A 16777-nucleotide genomic window follows, 5' to 3' on the forward strand; every position below is an offset into this window, starting at 1 on the left:
TACAGTTGTATGTACATATGAAAAATTTATACTCCAACCCTTGGGGGAAAAATGAATAAAATAATTCTGGAAGATAATAAGTTAAAATGTTTATCCTTTTTGGATACATTGGCTGTTTCAGATTACTTGAAATTGGCATCTGAGGCATATGAAAACAAAGGTGGTATTCAAGGTCAGCGAACTCCTCTCAAGACCAAAACAGCTCAAACCATTAGAGAACGAATGGTTACTGACATATCGCATGGCGCTATTTTACCTCCTATTGTTGTTGGATTGATCGTTTCAGAAAGCTGCTATGAGCGAATTAAGAATGAAAATAGTGCAGAAATAATCTCATCAGTAATAAGAAATGAGTGCTGTGAAACATTCTCTATAATAGATGGGATGCAGAGAACTACGGCGTTGATAGAGGCTATCGGTTTGAATCCTAGTACCAGTAATAATCTCGTGAGAGTTGAGTACTGGATTGCCAAACAAATGAATAGCCTGATCTATAGAATGCTAGTTCTTAATACTGGTCAGGTGCCATGGGATATAAAGCGACAGCTCGATACAATTTATGAGCCTATAGTTGCTGAGTTGAAAAGAGAAATTCCAACTCTAGATATCAGATTGATCGATCAGTCTGGTAGACGGACAGATTCAGGGCAATATAAGAGTAGTAAGCTGATAGAGTATTTCCTATGCTATACATCGAGAAAGTTTGATGTTGAGATAAAAGAGAAGGTTGCAGAGGACTTTGCTAGAATGGATGCCATTGCAGCAACATCTGACAACCAGTTATTAGATGACTTCATTAGTATTGTTAAGTTAATGGTATCTTTGGACCATGCTCTGTCACGGGCAGAGAAAGCTGATTCATTAGGGCGGTTTAAGTCAGGGAAAGATATATTTACCAGTGTACCTGCTGGCGTTGGTTTTGTATCTGCGGCTGCAGTTTATATATATGGCCCTCCGGGTTTTGAATCAACTGCAGAAGAAATTTCTGCCAATAAAAATGATCTTATAAGTAAGGTTCACAGCTTTATTTCGATGCTGGAAGGTCTTGATGAAGACATGATAAATAGCATGCTTGAATTTGATCTTCTCAATGAAAAAATAAGTGCGAAGTCAGGTAAGATTGGTACTTTTGAAAGAGAATTTTTCTTTAAAGCATTTGAGACATTATTCAAATACACAACAAAGATGACATCTTTTAAACCTTGTTGGTCTGCTCGATAATGGCAAATATAATAGATCACATTAATTTTATTTTTGACAGGATATGTGCTCACGGGGGGGAGGTTCCCCCGACAAGAGACAGGATGAGAGTTGCTCAAGGTGAAAATATTGGCGCTCAGATTGCTACCTTTAAATCATTCAACTCTGGAGCAAAGAAGTTACTACTGAGCAATGTTAAAATGAGTTCCTTTTATGGTGTGGATTCTTATAACTCACAAGGGTATAGGTATTTCGCTATAACAGGAACATCACTTATAAACGTACCTAGTGAATGGGAGTCAGAACTTTTATGTAAAGTTGAGGTCGATGCTCCGTTATTTATTTATCTTTGTAAGATATTAGAGCTAAATGTAGACCCAAGGCTCTCATTTCAAGAGCTTAGAGATAAGTACCTTTTTCAGCAAGATGATGAAGGTTATCTAGGGCATGATGTCGATGAAATAATAAATATTTTCGAATCATTCAATGTTTTCAGAATTAGTCAGGATAGTATATTTTACAATATTGATGATTACGAGCTAGGTTATTACTTTTCATTGTGCCAAAATTTTGGTTTGGTATCTTTGCCGATGTTAGAAATAAAAGATATGTATCTGTCTATCATATGTGATTTCAATGCGAAGGTGCCAAAGGAAAATATATTTAATTCATTAACTTCTACACATTGGAAACACTGCTTTCTTGAGCTGTATCGTTGCGTTGAATGGCTTTACATGTTACCTCGAACTCTTAGTTTGAAAGAGGCTATCGGTTATGTAGATAAGGCTTCATCACTAGCTCATGAGTGTGTGGATAAGTTATCTTGGAGAAAAAAAGAAGAAGACTCATTGGGTAGGTTAATCAAGATGGCTTTTAAAAATGAAAGTTTTTATGAGCAAGCTTATTGGATGTCTATATTCAAGGATTCTGAGTTTTCTGCAGAAAAAACTGCAAATGTTGTGTACAAACTACGAAATCAATTTGTTCATCAGTTTAATAAAGAAAAAGAAATGCAGTTAAATGATGCTATGTGGCGTGAACTCATCACTTTCACATTGTCTTTGATAAAAATTCTATATTATGAGTTACATGATGAAATTTGATTTAAAATTTAAAATCTCGTATTTTTGGCTTCGCAGGCTCAGCACCAACCTACCAATTGTGTAGGTTGTGGCTGAGCGTAGCGAAGCCCAACGTTTACCGCGTAATCTCTTTTTTCCGCCCTCTCATCCCCAGCCCTTCTCCTCCTTTTTTAATAAACGGGAGAAGGGGATAAAGGTCGCCTTTACCAGCTCCGCTTACGCTTCGTTAATTTAACTCGCGTAGCTGACCAGAATATTTTCGGTGCCGCTTTATCCCCTCTCCCGTTGGGAGAGGGCAGGGTGAGGGGATCGTTTAGGTATTAGATGGTCAGCTCCAGCCGGTTGCCTTCGGGATCCAGGAAGGTGCTCTCGTAATAGCCGTCGCCGGTCCAGCGGGGGCCGTCCAGGTGTTTCACCTCGGCGCCCTTGAGCAGCTTGAGGCGGGCTGTCATCTTGTCCACCGCCTCCACGCTGCCGAGGGAGAAGGCGAGGTGGGCCAGCCCCTGCAGCGGGTGCGGCAGAGCGAGATCTGCCGGAAATAGGGTGGGAGTGTGCATCAGCTCCAGACTGGCGCCCCCCTCGAAGCGCACGAAGTAGGAGGAAAACTGTTTGCTCGGGTTGTGGTAGCGCTCATTGGCCTGCCCGCCAAACAGGGTGCAGTAGAATGCCTTGAGCGCTTCCAGATCCTGTGCCCAGATGGCGACGTGATGTATGTGCATGGCCTGTCTCCTGTGACTTGATGTCCTCCATGCTATGCTGGGCCTTGAATGTTCGACATGGCTGAGCCCGTCCTGATGATGTCTGAAACTGCCAATCCTGAAGTCATTGAAGTCTCCCCCGACTGCCGCGAACAGATCTGCTGTGACAGCCTGTTGCCCGCCCTTGCCCAAGAGCGGGTGTGGCTGGCTGGCCATTCCCGCCTGCGCAGCCACTACCGGATCGAGCGCCGCCTGGCGGACGTGCACTGTTTTCTGCTGACCCTGGGGGGCGAGGGGGAGGTGCTGATCGGCGATCGCCTCGAGCGACTCAAGATTGGAGAGTGGGCCCTGATACCGGCGGGCCAGCCACTTTGCTATCAGCTACCAGAGACGCTATTACCGGAGGGGCAGTCGCCAGCGCCGGAGCCACAACCGGTGGCGAATGGCGACTGGGATCTGGTGTGGCTGCTGCTGCACAAGGACTCCCCCTGGGATGCCTTCGCCAGCCACCCCAGGCTGGGTTGTACCTCCCAGCAGGCCAGCTTGCTGCACACCCTGGAGAACCTCTATGCGGAGCAGGAGCGCCACCAGGATCCGCTGCTCAGTGCGCTGCTGGTAGAACAGCTCGGTTTTTATCTGCGCCGCCTGCTGCAGAAGGGGGAGGGGCAGAGCCGCGGCGAGCGGCTGGCGCTGCGTCTTGAGTTGATGCTCAAAGAATCCCTGACCGAGTGCTGGGACATAGGGCGGATGGCAGACGCCCTGCACCTCTCCGAGCGCCAGCTCTATCGTCTCTGTCAGCAGCACTTTGCATTGGCCCCCATGGCCTTGCTGCAACGGCTGCGGTTGCAACGGGCCGCCCTCTTGCTGGCCAGTCGCGGCGAGCCGGTGAAGCAGCTGGCCCAGCTGTGCGGCTTCAAGAACGAGTACCACTTCTCCACCGCCTTCAAACGCCAGCATGGCCTGGCTCCCAGCCATTATCGCAGCCTGCATCATCCCGGATTTAAAACCGGACAGGGGTGAGATCCTGAGCCACACTGGTTGCTACTGTTGTTGTTCATACGAACCCGATAGCGGCCGATAACCCTGTTAACCAGAGGTGGATCGTGCGCCGGCAGGCCGATATTGGGTTGCGCTTCATGGTTGTCGTCTCTTCGTTGTCGTTTTCCACCAATCAGTTTTGAATCCCCCGCCTCGGCGGGGCTAGAGGGCAAGGATGGTCTCTATGCTGCAAGACAGTGACACGATCAGGATCTCGGACGTCAGCGAAGCCGTGGTGCACGGCATTCTGGAGGTGGTGAGCGACGGGATCTGGGACTGGAACGCCAACACGGGTTTCGTCTATCGCAACCCAGGCTGGTATCAGATGCTGGGCTACGAGCCCCACTCCCTTGGCAACACAGTCTTCACCTGGGAGAGCGTGATCCACCCGGATGACATGGATCGGGTGATGGCCTGCTTCGATGCCTATCTGAGCGGCACGGCCGCCGACTATCGGGTCGAGTATCGTTGCCGCAGCCGGGAGGGCCTCTTCATCTGGATTGAGGATTGTGGCCGCGTCATAGCCCGCAATCCGGATGGCTCTGTGGCCCGCATGATAGGTGCCCATCGCAACATACATGCCCAGAAGCTCTTGTATGAACAGCTGGAATCGCGCAACCAGTCGCTGGAGCAGCAGATCGCCGAGCGTACCGCCGAGCTGGTGCGGCTCAACGGGGTGTTGCTGCAGAAGGCGGAGGAGAACCGCCAGCTGGCGGAGACGGATGCCCTGACCGGGGCCGCCAGTCGCTACCGGCTGGAGCGGGTCATCAAGCAGGAGTGCGAGCGCTCCAGGCGCTTTCATCAGTCCTTCTCCGTCATCGCCATGGATGTGGATGACTTCAAGCAGATCAATGACAATCACGGCCACAGCGCCGGGGATCAGACCCTGGTCAACATAGTGGCGCTGGTGCGGACTCACATTCGCGAAATTGACCTCATAGCGCGCTGGGGCGGCGACGAGTTCATGGTGGTGCTGCCCAATACCTGTCTGGCCGATGGCCGGCTGGTTGCCGACAAGCTGCGAGAGCTGATCGTGCTGTCGCGGGTCTGCGAACAGCTCGACATCACCCTGAGTTTCGGGCTGGCCGAATACCTGCCGGACGAGCCCATGAGCCAGCTGATGGTGCGGGTGGATAGGGCGCTCTATCAGGCCAAGCTGGCGGGCAAGAACCAGATCTGCGAATAGTCGGATCCAGGGGGACCATAGGGTTGCCCCCGGCCTGCCAGCTGTCGGATTTTTCTCTTTTCCCCCCCGAATGCGTATTGACCGATCGATTGCCTTGACTCCGCCTGAGGGCACTGGTCTGATGCGCGCTCTTTAATCCCCCACGAGACATGAATCGATGAAAAAGAGCATCCTGATTGCCCTGACTGCACTGCCCCTGTTCGCCCACGCCGGCCTGATGGATTCCCTGACCGATACAGTGACCAGCAGCGTCACCAGCAGTGCCAAAGAGATGGCCGGTACCGCCATGGACAGCGCCTCCAACGAAGCGATCAAGAAGGCACTGGACATCAAGGAAGGCGGCTCCAACAAGCAGGCCATCAAGGACAAGCTGGGCGCCCCGGCCAGCACCAAGACCGAAGCCGGTCTGGAAGTGTGGACCTATGACCTGAGCGCCCTGAACAAGGTATCTCCCATGCTGGCAGAGACCTCCAAGACCCTGTTCAAGGATGCCGAAGCCGCTCAGAAGAGCGTCGTCATCAAGTTCGAAGGCGAAACCGTCAAGACCCTGAACCTGGCCGACAAAGCCAAGGCCTGAGTCTGAACGACGTGCATGAAAAAGGGGCCCTCGGGCCCCTTTTTGCTGGCTGGCATTCCTCATCACACCTTGAAGCGGCGTACCAGGGCCAGCAGCTGGCGATTGGAGCTGAGCAGTGACTCCGCGCTCTGCTCCGTGTTGCGGCCATTCTCCACCAGCAGGTTGAGCATGTCGCGAATGCTCACCATGTTGCGGTTGATCTCCTCGGTTACCCGGCTCTGCTCCTCGGCGGCGGTGGCGATCTGGCTGCTGAGATCGTGGATCTGCACCACAGAATCGGCCATGTTGTCGAGCCCTCCCGTCACCTGGCCAGTGGTATCTGCCGCCGCCTGGCAGCTGTGCTTGGTCTGCTCCATGGCGACCACGGCTTCGGCCACCCCCTGAGTGAGGCGCGACAGCATGCTGCCCACCTCGGCCGTGCTGTTCTGGGTGCGGGCCGCCAGGGCGCGCACCTCGTCCGCCACCACGGCGAAGCCACGACCCTGCTCACCGGCTCGCGCCGCCTCTATGGCGGCATTGAGCGCCAGCAGGTTGGTCTGGGCGGCTATGCCACCTATCACCCCGAGCACGCTGCCGATCTGCTTGGCATCTTCCTGCATCTCCAGCACCTTGGTGGCGGCGAGATCCACCTCGTCGATCAGCGCCACCACGCTGGCGGAGGCCGATCCCACCACCTTGCGGGAGTTGGCGGCCTGGCCGTTGGCGGTCTCGGTGAAGCTCGCCGAGTCGCTGGCATGTTGTGCCACGCTGTCGGCGGTGGAGCTGAGCTCGGTGAGGGCCGTGACCACCTGATCCGTCTCGGCGGCATGCTCGCTCAGGATCCGCCGCGCCTGACCCGTCTGTTGATCGAGCTGTGCCAGTTCGCGGGTGATGAGGTCGGTGGCGTCTGTCACCTGCACCATCATCTGCTGCAGATAGGCGATGAAGCGGTTCACCGACAGGGCGATATGATCCAGCTCGTCGTGGCCCTTCACCTGGATGCGGGCGGTCAGGTCCGCATCGCCGGCAGAGAGGGCGTCGATATTCTGCTTGAGGGTCTGCAGCCGGCTGCCGAGCTGGGTGATGGCCAGCAGCATCAGCACGAACAGCAGTCCCACCAGGGGCAGCTGGATCGCGGCCAAGGTGGTGAGCACGTCCTGGCTGTCCTGGGTCAGGGTGCTGGTCGGCAGGGCCGTGGCCAGCAACCAGGGGGTCCCCTCTATGGCTTGCAGCAGCAGGGTCTGCTCTTCTCCCTGATCCTGGAAGCTGGTACGCAGCAGCCCCTTGCCCTGGCTCTGGCCGAGCAGGCTGGCGATGGCGCCGGCGAAGGGGTAATCGGTGTGGGCGGAGAGGTTGCCGAGCACAACGTCACCGCTCAGGCGGGCATTTCTGCTCAGGATCTTGCCGTCAGCCTCGACGATCATCACCTGACCGCCGATCTCCTGCTCTTTCCTGGCCACCAGATCGTTGAAGAAGCCCAGGGTCACATCTATGGTCGATACCCCGAACAGGGCGCCATTGCGGTAGATCCCCATGGCGCAGTTGGTTCTCGGCTGCTGACTGGCGCCATCCTTGTAGGCGGCGGCCCAGACGCACATGCCCTGAGGCGCCTGCTGCCCGGCCTTGTGCCACGGCTGCTCGAAGTAGTTGGGGGCCTCGGCCGAGTTCCAGTAGGTATTGGGGATCAGCTTGTTGGCCGCATCCCTGTGATAGAAGGTGCTGAACTTGGCGCGGCCCGCTTCCCGCTGGTCCGGCAGTGGCCAGATGCCGCCGCCAAACACCATGGCATTGCCGTATTGATCGATCAGCGCCGGCAGCAGGGCATCGATCTGCTCGCTCGGCAGTTGGGACACCAGTTGCGTGATGCTGCGAGACTGGCTCTGCACCCCGTTGAGCTGATCGCGGATGTCGGTCGCTATCTCGCTGACCCGCAGCGCCACATTCTGCTCACCGGCCTTCTGCAGCGCCGGCTTTATCCAGATCTGGATGCCGATCACCGTCAGGGCACACACCAGCGCCATAAATCCCACGAAGACGGCTGTATATCTTCCCTTGATTGTTCCCAGACTCCACCCCATAACGACTCCTGTCTATTGTTGGCACTGTCTTGCATGGCCTTGTTATTTGAGTCGCCATTATTAGCTATTTCGAACATAAAACGTTTGTTATCGCTCACAGAACCCGGAGCAGAGGCGAAGGGAAATGAGGGGGGCCGGGGGATCGCAGAGGGCGAGCGGCCGAGCGGGAGAGGGAAACGAAAAAGGGTGGCCTAGGCCACCCTGTTGCAGGTCGAGATGCGTTTACTGGTGCGCTTCGGCGAACTGCTTCATCGCCTCGGCGTGCTTGGTCATGCCGTCGGCACGCAACGTCAGGTTCTTCACAAACTCGGCCTTCTTGGCCGGGTCTTCGATCTTGTCGTAGCGCTGTTGCAGGTTGGTCTGGATCTGCTCCGGGGTCATGTTCTGCATGCGGGCCATCTTGTCATGGCGGCTACCGTGGTGCTTGCCACCCATCATGCCGCTGCCATCCATGGGGCAGTCGGTCATCATGCCGGCCTGGGTGGTGGCGACGGCTTCGCTGGCGGCATAGGCGCCGAGCGGCAGGCCAAGGATCAGGGTGGCGGTCAGCAGGGTTTTGGTCAGGGTTTTCATGGTCTATCTCCTCGCGGATTGAGTTCGGGTTCGGCTTGCTCGCCTTGACCCTAAGTAAACACCAGACTGGTGTCTGAACTTTGCCAGTTGAAGCCTATTTTGTAGCAGAGTGTGACACTGTGAGGCTGTGCTGTGGGTTAACGAAAACCGGGTCTGTCATAGTGTTCGAGGATAGGCCTGTCACCCTGAAAAGCCAGCGCCAATCCGCCTCGCAAAATACGCGCCGGCCAAGGGGCGGAATAGCGTTCGCAGGGGCGGAAAATAAAATACCCCGCCGGACAGCGTCTCTGGCGGGGTATTTCATGTCACCGGTCAGGCAACATGGTTATCGTGAGAAAATAACAGCGTGAATAACTCGGCTCAGCGCTGGCGGCCGCTGCCCACGCTGTAAGGCATGCGATAGCTGTCGCTCTCACCGTCCAGGCTGAGGGTGAGATTGCCTTGGGCTCTCATCGGCAGTCGTACCTGCTGCATCCCTTTCAATTCGGCAGGTACCCGCTTGAGCACGTCGCCGGAGGCGTTGCGGATCATCAGGGTCGGGTTGGCGTTGCTGCTGCTGGCGTCATCGTGCCAGTTGACGAACAGCAGGCCGGGGGCTGCGCTGACGTCGGCCGGAATGGCTGCTTGTGCCATGCCGATCTGGGCCAGTCCGGCCAGTGCGAACAGGGTCAGGGTCTTTTTCATCATCATTGTCTCCTTGGTATGGCTCGCCGAAGGATGCCGGCGTTGTGTGTCATGGTGCCAGGCGCCGCCCGAACCGGGCGCTGCCTGGCATCATGGGGAAGGGAAGTGTGTCTCGCCGGGCGGGCAGAGGCCGGCCTCATCGTCATCCTGGGGGGAAGCTTGCGTCAGGCTGCTGGTCTGTGCGGGCTGATGCGGCTTGGCCGCCGCTCTGGCAAGGGCCTCGCTGGCGGCATAAGCCAGCATGAAGGGCGTGGTAAGGGCGAGCATGGCCTGTCTCCTGCAATGAGCAAATATGGACGAGTTGGTGTGCCCCAAGTAAACCCTCGCCTTGTGTCTCAACTTTGCCGAGTGACCGCTTTTTTGTAGCAGAGTGTGGCATCTTGCTGATCTGGCACACTTTGACACAAACCGTCCGACAGATTTTCGTATACTCGTGCCAGCTCTAACAGGAGAGGCCTCATGAACCAAAGCAGCACCCACATTCTGGTCGTCGACGATCACGGCGAGATCCGCGATCTGCTGAAACGCTTTCTGGAGCAGCATGGCCTGCGGGTCAGCTGTGCCCGGGATGGCAAGGAGATGAAGCGGCTGCTGGAGGAGCGGGAGTTCGATCTGCTGGTGCTGGATCTGATGATGCCGGGGGAGGATGGCCTGACCCTGTGCCGTGAGCTGAGGGCCAAATCCAGCCTGCCCATCATAATGCTCACCGCCATGGGGGAGGAGACGGACCGCATCATAGGGCTGGAGATGGGCGCCGATGACTATCTCGCCAAGCCGTTCAATCCGCGCGAGCTGCTGGCCCGCATCAAGGCGGTGATGCGCCGCACCCAGGTCGAGCCGCAACCCGCCCCCGAGACCCTGACCCGGGATCTGCGTTTCGATCGCTGGCTGCTCGACATCAATCGCCGCGAACTGGTGGATGAGGAAGGGGTGGGGCTGAGCCTCTCCACCGCCGAATTCGACCTGCTGCGGGTGTTTCTGGAGCGCCCCCAGCGGGTGCTGAGCCGGGATCAACTGCTGGATCTGGCCCGGGGCCGCGAGGCGGTGGCCTTCGATCGGGCCATAGATACTCTGGTGAGCCGGTTGCGGCGCAAGCTGGAGCGGGATCCCAAGAATCCCGAGCTCATCAAGACCATCTGGGGCGGCGGTTATCTGTTCGCCGCCGACGTGACCCAGGTGTGACGCCGTGGTCATGATCAAGCGACTCTGTTCCCGACTGTGGCCCAAGGGGCTGACCGGCCAGATCATACTGGTGGCGCTGGCCGGGCTGGTGCTGATCCAGCTGCTCAGCATCCAGATCTACCGCTCGGATCGGGAGGAGGCGCTCGGCTATGTCAACAGCCGCAACGCCATGCAGCGCATCGTATCAGTGGCGCGGCTGCTGGCCCTCTCCCCGCCTTCGCTCTATGACGAGATCCTCAAGGCGAGTCGCAGCGAAACCCTGCTGCTGCGCCTCGCCGACGAGCCGCTGCAACCGGACAACCGCAGCCCCCGCTTCGAGCAGCAGGTGCGTTCCCGGCTCGGTTATCCGCCGTCGCTGATGGTGGAGATCAGCGCCGAGCTGAAGCAGGACGCCCAGCGCAGCCGCGCCTGGCAGCACCACACCCGCATGATGAAGGACCGCAAGGGGATGCCGCCGCCGCAGGATATGCGGCTGTATGGCTCCATCCAGTTGCCGCGCGGTGGCTGGTTGCAGTTCAGCTCCCTGGTGGACAAGGAGTCGGCGAGCTGGTCCTGGCAGACCACCTTCAACCTGATGCTGGTGGCGAGTCTGGTGATAGGCCTGATGATCTGGCTGTTCCGGCGGGCCACCCAGCCGCTCAAGCAGCTGGCCGCCAATGCGGATCGGCTGGGGCGCGGCGAAGACATAGAGCCGCTGCGGGAGGTGGGGCCGACCGAGATCCGAGAGTCGATCCAGGCGTTCAACCGCATGCATACCCGCCTCGATCGCTTCGTGCAGGACAGAACCCGGATGCTGGCGGCCATCTCCCACGACCTGCGCACCCCCATCACCAGTTTGCGGCTGCGCACCGAGTTTCTGGACGAGGGGGAGGACAAGGAGCGGATCCAGCAGACCCTGCAACAGATGGAGCAGATGCTGGCGGCCACCCTGAGCTTCGCCCGGGAGGAGGGGCAGCAGGAGGCGACCCGGGAGCTGGATCTGGTCAGCCTGCTGGAGAGCCTGTGCGATGACTATGCCGACACCGGCCAGCCGGTCACCTGCATGGTCGAGGGCAAGCAGGTCTACGCCTGCCGCGCCAACACCCTGCGCCGGGTGCTGCAAAACCTCATCGGCAACGCCATCAAGTACGCCGGCAGCGCCGAGGTATCGCTGGAGCGTACCGACAGCGAGCTGCTGATCCGGGTCTGTGACGAGGGGCCCGGCATAGATCCGGCGCGGCTGGAGGATGTGTTCAAGCCGTTCGTGCGGCTCGATGAGGCCCGCAACACCGAATCCGGCAGCGTGGGACTGGGACTCTCCATCGCCCGCACCCTGGTGCACCAGCACGGTGGCGAGCTGACCCTGCACAACCGCGCGCAGGGCGGGCTGGAGGCCAGGATCAGCCTGCCGCTGTGAGCATAATGACATCTGTCTGGGGAGGGCGCCGACCAGGCGCCCTCCTCATGTTTATCTTGCTGTTATCTGACTGAAATCACGCCAATTTCATACTCGGTCATGCTTGTTCTTCTATGCTGAAGGTGGCGATAATCAATGGCCGCATAGACGGCCAATAGCAAGGTTGGTGCAGGAATGGCGGTCTCTTCTGGTTCTGGATGGCGGGTGCGCAGCGGATGCTGCCTCCTGCTCTGTCTGCTGTGGCTGCCCGCCTGGGCAACGCCAGCCCCCAAACCCTTGATCGTGACCAACTCCAAGGCCTGGCAGCCCTTCTCCTACATCAATGAGGAGGGGCAGCCGGATGGCCTGCTGATCGATCTCTGGCGCGAATATGGCCGCGTCACCGGTCGCCCGATCCAGTTCAAACTGGTGGACTGGCAGACCTCGCTGGACCTGGTGCGTACCGGTGAGGCCGATGTCCATGGCGGCCTGCTCTGGTCGCCGGAGCGCAATCCGCTCTATGACTATGGCCAGGGGCTCTCCCGTCTCGATGCCCAGCTGTTCTTTGCCAACTCCCTGCGCGGCTCGGATGTGAACTACTACCTGCAGCACGAGAGTGTGGGTGTGGTGGCGGGAGGGTATGAGGAGTACTACGCCCGCAAGCACTTCCCCACCACCCACCTGCAAACCTTCAGCGACAACGATGCCATGCTGCGCGCCGCCTTCAGCGGCGAACTGGACGCCTTCATCGCCGATCTGCAGGTGGCGAACTTCTATATCTACACCTCGGCGGATCCCAGCCGCTTCATCCCGGTGCGCCACCTCTACAGCGACGAGATACGCTTTGCGGTCGCCAAGGGCAATCAGGCCCTGTTGCAGGAGCTGGAGCTGGGGTTTTCCCGCCTGGGTGTGGCGGATCGGGAGCGGATCATCCGCAAGTGGATGCATATCGAGACAGTCTATCCACTCCACCTCTGGCCCTGGTTGCTGGCGCTGGGAGGCATGGTGCTGCTGGTCTACATAGTGCAATTGCGACGGGCGGTGGCGAGCCGCACCGCCGAGCTGATCCAGGCCAATGCGCGGCTTGAACGCCTCGCCGGCACAGATTCCATGACGGGGATCCTGAACCGGCGCGCCTTTCTGCCCGAGTTTGAGCAGCGGCTGGCCAGCGGACAGGCCTCGGCCCTGCTGTTGTTCGACATAGATCGCTTCAAGGGGATCAACGATCACTTCGGTCACGGGGTCGGTGACGAGGTGCTCTCGGCGCTGGTCGAACGGGTGCGGCTGGTGTTGCCGGACGGGGCGCTGTTTGCCCGTATCGGGGGGGAGGAGTTCTGCATCAGCCTGCCGATGGTGGATATGGCTGCGCTGCAGGGTTGGGCCAGCCGGATAGGTCGGGAAGTGAGTCTGCGCAAGCTGCAGACCAGTGCCGGTGAGCTGGGGCTCTCCATCAGTACCGGGGCCGTCTGGGTGCCGGATGGCGTCAGAGCCGATGGCAGACGGGTGTTGTTGCAGGCGGACAGGTTGATGTATGGCGCCAAGTCGCTGGGACGCAATACCTGGCAGGCGGCCTGTTATGCCGAGGAGAAGGAGAACGCGGCCGAAGAGTAGGCCGCCGCCCCTGGGGGCGGCGGCTCATCATCAGAAGTTGTAGGTCATCCCCAGGTTGTAGCGACGACCGTCCAGCACTGTGCCGAAGCTGGTGTAATCCACCGTCTTGTCGAACAGGTTGTAGATGCCGGCGGTCACGTTCAGGTTCTTGTTGGCCTTGTAGACCAGACCCGTGTCGAAGAAGGTGTAAGAAGGCGTGCCCTCTGCCATCTTGACCCGGCTCAGGTAATCGGAGGTCTTGCTGCGGAAGTTGACCCTGGACCAGAGGCTGACCTCTTCTGTGGTCTGCCAGTCGACAGTGGTGTTGAACATGTGGCGCGGCATCTGGTTCAGTGCCTTGCCTTCCATCGGGCCGCTCTTCTGCTCGGACTGGGTGAAGGTGTAGCTGGAGGCCAGCGACCACTCTTTATTGATGGTCCAGTTGGCCGTCCCTTCCACCCCGCGCATGTTCGCCTTGTCGACGTTGATGCGGTCGCTGATGAAGTCATAGGTGTGACCGTTCAGGGTGCAGGAGGGGTCGCTCTTGCTGGTGCAACGGCGGATCTCGGAGATCTTGTCCTCGAAGTCGGTGTTGAACAGGGTCAGCCCTGTGCTCAGCCCTTCCTGACTATCCCACAGCAGGGCGATTTCCTGGCTCACGCTGGTTTCCGGCTTGAGTTCCGGGCTGCCGACCAGCATGCCGTCCTGGGTACCGCCCCCCGTGGCCTGGCCCCAGTTGGCGGCCGACATGCGCAGATCCGGTGAACGGTAGCCGGTGGAGACGCCCCCTTTCAAGGTCCAGAACTCGGCCGGATGCCAGACTCCGTACAGACGCGGGCTCCAGTGGGTGCCGTAGTTCTGATCCCTGTCCATGCGCACGCCGCCGGTCAGGGCGAAGGTGTCGGTCAGTGCCCACTCGTCTTCCACGAACATGGCCCAGCTCCAGCGGGTCAGCTGATTGGCGCGGTTGGCCACATTGAGCTGGTTGCCCTGATCCTGCAGATCCTCGTAGCGGTACTGGCCACCCACGCTCAGGTAGTGATCCCCCAGCTCAAACTGGGTATGGGTATCGGCTATGGTGTTGATGAGCTTCATCTGGCGGCCGGGGTTGGTGTTCTCTTCCCGCTGCAGATAGCTGGTGGAGGAACCAAAGTCATAGCGGCCGTCGTGGGTGATGGCGTAGTTGGTGCGCTCGTAAGTGCTCAGGCTGGGTTTGGACTTGGCCGAGAGGGATTCACCCGGCGTGCGATCACGATCCTGCAGGCCGCGGCTGGCCTCGAAGTCGAAGCGGTTGTGCTCGTCCGGGGTCAGGCTGAACACGGCCGTACCGCTGCGCATCTCCTGCTCGGCAAACCCGTTCTGGAACTGATCCTCACCGCGGTGGGAAAGCTGGCCGTTCAGGCGCACCCCCAGCAGTCCATCCACCAGGGCACCGGCGGTATAGGCGTTGGTCTGGAAGATGTCGCCGGAGTCCTTGTTCTCCTGGAAGGTGGAGTCGGCATGCAGCGACCCCTGCCAGGCCGTCATGCTGGCGGTCTTGCGGGTGATGACGTTGATGACGCCACCCATGGCGTCAGAGCCGTAGCGGGAGGACATGGGGCCGCGTACCACCTCGATCCGTTCGATGGCTTGCAACGGTGGCAACCAGCCCTGCTCTATGCCAGGGCCATCGCTGTTGGGACGGGTGCCACGGCTGTCGACCCGCTTGCCATCCACCAGCATCAGCGTGTATTTGGAGCCCATGCCACGAATGCTGATGTCACTGCTGCTGCCACCCCCGGTGATCACCACGCCCGGTACGTCTTTCAGGGCATCGGTCACGTCGCGATAGGCGCGTTTTTCCAATTGCTCGCGGGTCACCACCGAGATGGAGGCGGCGGTATCCTCGATCTTCTGCTGGAAGCCGGAGGCGGTCACGACCATGACCTCCTGTTCGGCGGCATAGGCGTGAGAGGCGAGGGCGGCGAGAATGAGCGTGGTCAGCTTGTTGCGGTGCATTTTTATCATGTTGGCCTGAACTCTTTTAGTAAGAAGATGCATTCATCCTTTGGGTGAATCTATGGGGTGGTTTCACCGCATCCCGCGTGAAACCCGGACCGGGCAGGTTCAATTGGATAATCCTCCCGTTTGTCGGCAGGCATTGTAATGATCATGGAATGATGTGTAAACGATAATTAATCTCATTAAGGTTGTGCTGTCATGCTAGCGCCAACCAGGAGATGCAGGAGGGATACCGGAAGAAAAGGGGTGAGGCAGAATGGCTAAACAGAGAGAGAAAGAGTCTGGAGGGAGGGACAATGCTGAATCGCAGGCAACAAAAAACCCGCCTGGGCGGGTTTTTTTAATTCTTGCAGAAGGCCTTCTCAGCAGGCGTTAGCGAGCGTGAAGGCTTCCTTGCTTGAATTACAGACCAACTACGTTGGCAGCAGCCGGGCCTTTCTGGCCTTGCTCGATGGTGAACTCAACGCGCTGACCTTCGTCCAGGGTTTTGAAGCTGGTGGACTGGATAGCGGAGAAGTGTACGAACACGTCTTTGCTGCCGTCAGCCGGGGAGATGAAGCCAAAACCTTTCTCAGCGTTGAAGAACTTAACGGTACCAGTCATTTTGTTAGACATAATAATTTCCTAAAATAGTGTTTTAAGTGCCAAAATTTGGCAATCTATGATTTTTCGTCAGCAATACGTATGGGGAGCACTAAAGAAGGAGAATTATTTAATAAGAACTATCGTAGATAACTCTTATACTAATCACTGCTTTACTAAAATGACTGCCTAACATAATCAGGTCTGAACTACCGAACCATCGAGAGAGATTAAAACATGCTCTCTTCGTTAAAGCAAACTTTATCTCAATATTAATTTCTGGTTATCGAGGTGCTACCAACTTCATATTGTCACATGAGCCACGGCGTTCACTGGCGAGATTGAGCGCTGAGGCCTGCTATGATTGGCGCTGAGCTTTTGGGGACTGTTTTCTGACTGGCGTAGAGGCGTCCCTGATCAAGAGCGGTATAGAAGAGTTCTTCCTTGGTTGCCGCAGGGCCTTAACGGCAAACGCCCACCCACACCGGTCTGGTGTGGGTGGGCGCTCATCAACACAGCGCTAACTCAGCGCTTGCTGCGAAACTTGTTGCTGACGGAGTCGATCCAGCTGAAGGTTTCTGGCAAGACCTGGTTTCTGGCCCGCTCTTTGGCCTTCTCCCGAGCCAGTTTGGAGGCCACCTTGGCCGCCTCTGCACGATCTGCCACGATTTTAAGCCGGCCTTCCTCACGGATCCTGTTACGTTCTGCGTTGGTCAGCTGATGGTCAGCATTGGCCTGGGCTTTTTGGAGCAACAGGGTTATCTCGGCCTTTTCGGCCTCGGTGAGGTCTTTCATTTCCAACTTTTTCACGGCGCGCTCCTGGCGGCTGGGGGATGGGATACCCTAACACATTTTCGCCGACTATTTCTTACGCAATGCGCTCTATGGCCATAAAAGTGCGGGTTCCACGCTTTTTTCCGTTATTTATCTGCCAGTTCACTACAGATTTCTC

At 57.4% G+C, this 16777-nt stretch carries 16 protein-coding genes; 8 read left to right on the forward strand and 8 right to left on the reverse strand.

The genetic code is table 11. The features are described 5' to 3' along the window. Positions 1 to 51 precede the first annotated feature (51 nt). Positions 52 to 1221, forward strand: coding sequence for a hypothetical protein (locus BN1118_RS10945; protein ID WP_043556060.1), 1170 nt, complete (start codon positions 52 to 54; stop codon positions 1219 to 1221). Between the two features lie 83 nt (positions 1222 to 1304). Continuing rightward, positions 1305 to 2303, forward strand: a complete 999-nt coding sequence (locus BN1118_RS21710; RefSeq protein ID WP_156994895.1) for a hypothetical protein — start codon at positions 1305 to 1307, stop codon at positions 2301 to 2303. 299 nt (positions 2304 to 2602) lie between these two features. Here BN1118_RS21710 and BN1118_RS10955 read toward each other — a convergent pair whose 3' ends face one another. Then, entirely contained in the window at positions 2603 to 3001 is a 399-nt protein-coding gene (locus BN1118_RS10955; RefSeq protein ID WP_043556064.1) for a VOC family protein, read from the reverse strand. Between the two features lie 57 nt (positions 3002 to 3058). Here BN1118_RS10955 and BN1118_RS10960 point away from each other — a divergent pair, with 57 nt between their 5' ends. The 3 genes from BN1118_RS10960 (at position 3059) to BN1118_RS10970 (ending at position 5781) form a co-directional block, all read left to right on the forward strand. Next, positions 3059 to 4000 (forward strand): helix-turn-helix transcriptional regulator, encoded by a 942-nt coding sequence (locus tag BN1118_RS10960; protein ID WP_244463599.1) that lies wholly within the window; start codon positions 3059 to 3061, stop codon positions 3998 to 4000. A 202-nt stretch (positions 4001 to 4202) separates the two neighbouring features. Further along, the gene (locus BN1118_RS10965; RefSeq protein ID WP_043556067.1) at positions 4203 to 5204 is read left to right on the forward strand and encodes a sensor domain-containing diguanylate cyclase; all 1002 of its coding nucleotides are present in this window, start codon (positions 4203 to 4205) and stop codon (positions 5202 to 5204) included. A 157-nt stretch (positions 5205 to 5361) separates the two neighbouring features. Next, positions 5362 to 5781, forward strand: a complete 420-nt coding sequence (locus BN1118_RS10970) for a hypothetical protein (RefSeq protein WP_043556069.1) — start codon at positions 5362 to 5364, stop codon at positions 5779 to 5781. Positions 5782 to 5843: 62 nt separating this feature from the next. Here BN1118_RS10970 and BN1118_RS10975 read toward each other — a convergent pair whose 3' ends face one another. The 4 genes from BN1118_RS10975 to BN1118_RS21715 form a co-directional block, all read right to left on the reverse strand. Next, positions 5844 to 7838: a methyl-accepting chemotaxis protein gene (locus BN1118_RS10975; RefSeq protein ID WP_043141434.1), complete on the reverse strand. Its 1995-nt coding sequence runs from the start codon at positions 7836 to 7838 to the stop codon at positions 5844 to 5846. A 222-nt stretch (positions 7839 to 8060) separates the two neighbouring features. After that, complete coding sequence (locus tag BN1118_RS10980) at positions 8061 to 8411, reverse strand: hypothetical protein (RefSeq protein ID WP_043141431.1); 351 nt, start codon at positions 8409 to 8411, stop codon at positions 8061 to 8063. A 360-nt stretch (positions 8412 to 8771) separates the two neighbouring features. Then, the gene (locus BN1118_RS10985; protein WP_080741176.1) at positions 8772 to 9098 is read right to left on the reverse strand and encodes a hypothetical protein; all 327 of its coding nucleotides are present in this window, start codon (positions 9096 to 9098) and stop codon (positions 8772 to 8774) included. A gap of 87 nt (positions 9099 to 9185) precedes the next feature. Beyond that, positions 9186 to 9362: a hypothetical protein gene (locus BN1118_RS21715; protein ID WP_156994896.1), complete on the reverse strand. Its 177-nt coding sequence runs from the start codon at positions 9360 to 9362 to the stop codon at positions 9186 to 9188. A gap of 192 nt (positions 9363 to 9554) precedes the next feature. Between BN1118_RS21715 and BN1118_RS10990 the strand changes: the two genes are divergently transcribed. From BN1118_RS10990 to BN1118_RS11000, 3 genes are all read left to right on the forward strand, one after another. Then, a complete protein-coding gene (locus BN1118_RS10990; protein ID WP_042873218.1) occupies positions 9555 to 10277 on the forward strand; it encodes a response regulator in 723 nt (240 codons plus the stop codon). A gap of 10 nt (positions 10278 to 10287) precedes the next feature. After that, the gene (locus BN1118_RS10995; protein ID WP_043556095.1) at positions 10288 to 11673 is read left to right on the forward strand and encodes an ATP-binding protein; all 1386 of its coding nucleotides are present in this window, start codon (positions 10288 to 10290) and stop codon (positions 11671 to 11673) included. Between the two features lie 174 nt (positions 11674 to 11847). Then, positions 11848 to 13263, forward strand: coding sequence for a transporter substrate-binding domain-containing diguanylate cyclase (locus BN1118_RS11000; protein WP_043556071.1), 1416 nt, complete (start codon positions 11848 to 11850; stop codon positions 13261 to 13263). A 30-nt stretch (positions 13264 to 13293) separates the two neighbouring features. On the opposite strand, the gene BN1118_RS11005 is transcribed toward BN1118_RS11000, so the two are convergent. The 3 genes from BN1118_RS11005 to BN1118_RS11015 form a co-directional block, all read right to left on the reverse strand. Then, positions 13294 to 15240, reverse strand: coding sequence for a ligand-gated channel protein (locus tag BN1118_RS11005; RefSeq protein WP_043556072.1), 1947 nt, complete (start codon positions 15238 to 15240; stop codon positions 13294 to 13296). Positions 15241 to 15645: 405 nt separating this feature from the next. After that, positions 15646 to 15858 (reverse strand): transcription antiterminator/RNA stability regulator CspE, encoded by a 213-nt coding sequence (cspE, locus tag BN1118_RS11010; RefSeq protein ID WP_005316548.1) that lies wholly within the window; start codon positions 15856 to 15858, stop codon positions 15646 to 15648. A gap of 492 nt (positions 15859 to 16350) precedes the next feature. Continuing rightward, a complete protein-coding gene (locus tag BN1118_RS11015) occupies positions 16351 to 16635 on the reverse strand; it encodes a YjbD family protein (RefSeq protein WP_011899186.1) in 285 nt (94 codons plus the stop codon). Between the last annotated feature and the right edge of the window lie 142 nt (positions 16636 to 16777).

This window comes from Aeromonas bestiarum (genome assembly GCF_000819745.1).
Taxonomy (GTDB): Bacteria; Pseudomonadota; Gammaproteobacteria; order Enterobacterales; family Aeromonadaceae; genus Aeromonas; species Aeromonas bestiarum.

Coding starts and splice junctions, on each gene's coding strand:
- BN1118_RS10985 (WP_080741176.1), bottom strand. CDS start 9,098: ATGATGAAAAAGACCCTGACCCTGTTCGCACTGGCCGGACTGGCCCAG.
- BN1118_RS10965 (WP_043556067.1), top strand. CDS start 4,203: ATGCTGCAAGACAGTGACACGATCAGGATCTCGGACGTCAGCGAAGCC.
- BN1118_RS11005 (WP_043556072.1), bottom strand. CDS start 15,240: ATGCACCGCAACAAGCTGACCACGCTCATTCTCGCCGCCCTCGCCTCT.
- BN1118_RS21710 (WP_156994895.1), top strand. CDS start 1,305: ATGAGAGTTGCTCAAGGTGAAAATATTGGCGCTCAGATTGCTACCTTT.
- BN1118_RS10980 (WP_043141431.1), bottom strand. CDS start 8,411: ATGAAAACCCTGACCAAAACCCTGCTGACCGCCACCCTGATCCTTGGC.
- cspE (WP_005316548.1), bottom strand. CDS start 15,858: ATGTCTAACAAAATGACTGGTACCGTTAAGTTCTTCAACGCTGAGAAA.
- BN1118_RS21715 (WP_156994896.1), bottom strand. CDS start 9,362: ATGCTCGCCCTTACCACGCCCTTCATGCTGGCTTATGCCGCCAGCGAG.
- BN1118_RS10990 (WP_042873218.1), top strand. CDS start 9,555: ATGAACCAAAGCAGCACCCACATTCTGGTCGTCGACGATCACGGCGAG.
- BN1118_RS10995 (WP_043556095.1), top strand. CDS start 10,288: ATGATCAAGCGACTCTGTTCCCGACTGTGGCCCAAGGGGCTGACCGGC.
- BN1118_RS10975 (WP_043141434.1), bottom strand. CDS start 7,838: ATGGGGTGGAGTCTGGGAACAATCAAGGGAAGATATACAGCCGTCTTC.
- BN1118_RS10970 (WP_043556069.1), top strand. CDS start 5,362: ATGAAAAAGAGCATCCTGATTGCCCTGACTGCACTGCCCCTGTTCGCC.
- BN1118_RS10955 (WP_043556064.1), bottom strand. CDS start 3,001: ATGCACATACATCACGTCGCCATCTGGGCACAGGATCTGGAAGCGCTC.
- BN1118_RS10960 (WP_244463599.1), top strand. CDS start 3,059: ATGGCTGAGCCCGTCCTGATGATGTCTGAAACTGCCAATCCTGAAGTC.
- BN1118_RS10945 (WP_043556060.1), top strand. CDS start 52: ATGAATAAAATAATTCTGGAAGATAATAAGTTAAAATGTTTATCCTTT.
- BN1118_RS11000 (WP_043556071.1), top strand. CDS start 11,848: ATGGCGGTCTCTTCTGGTTCTGGATGGCGGGTGCGCAGCGGATGCTGC.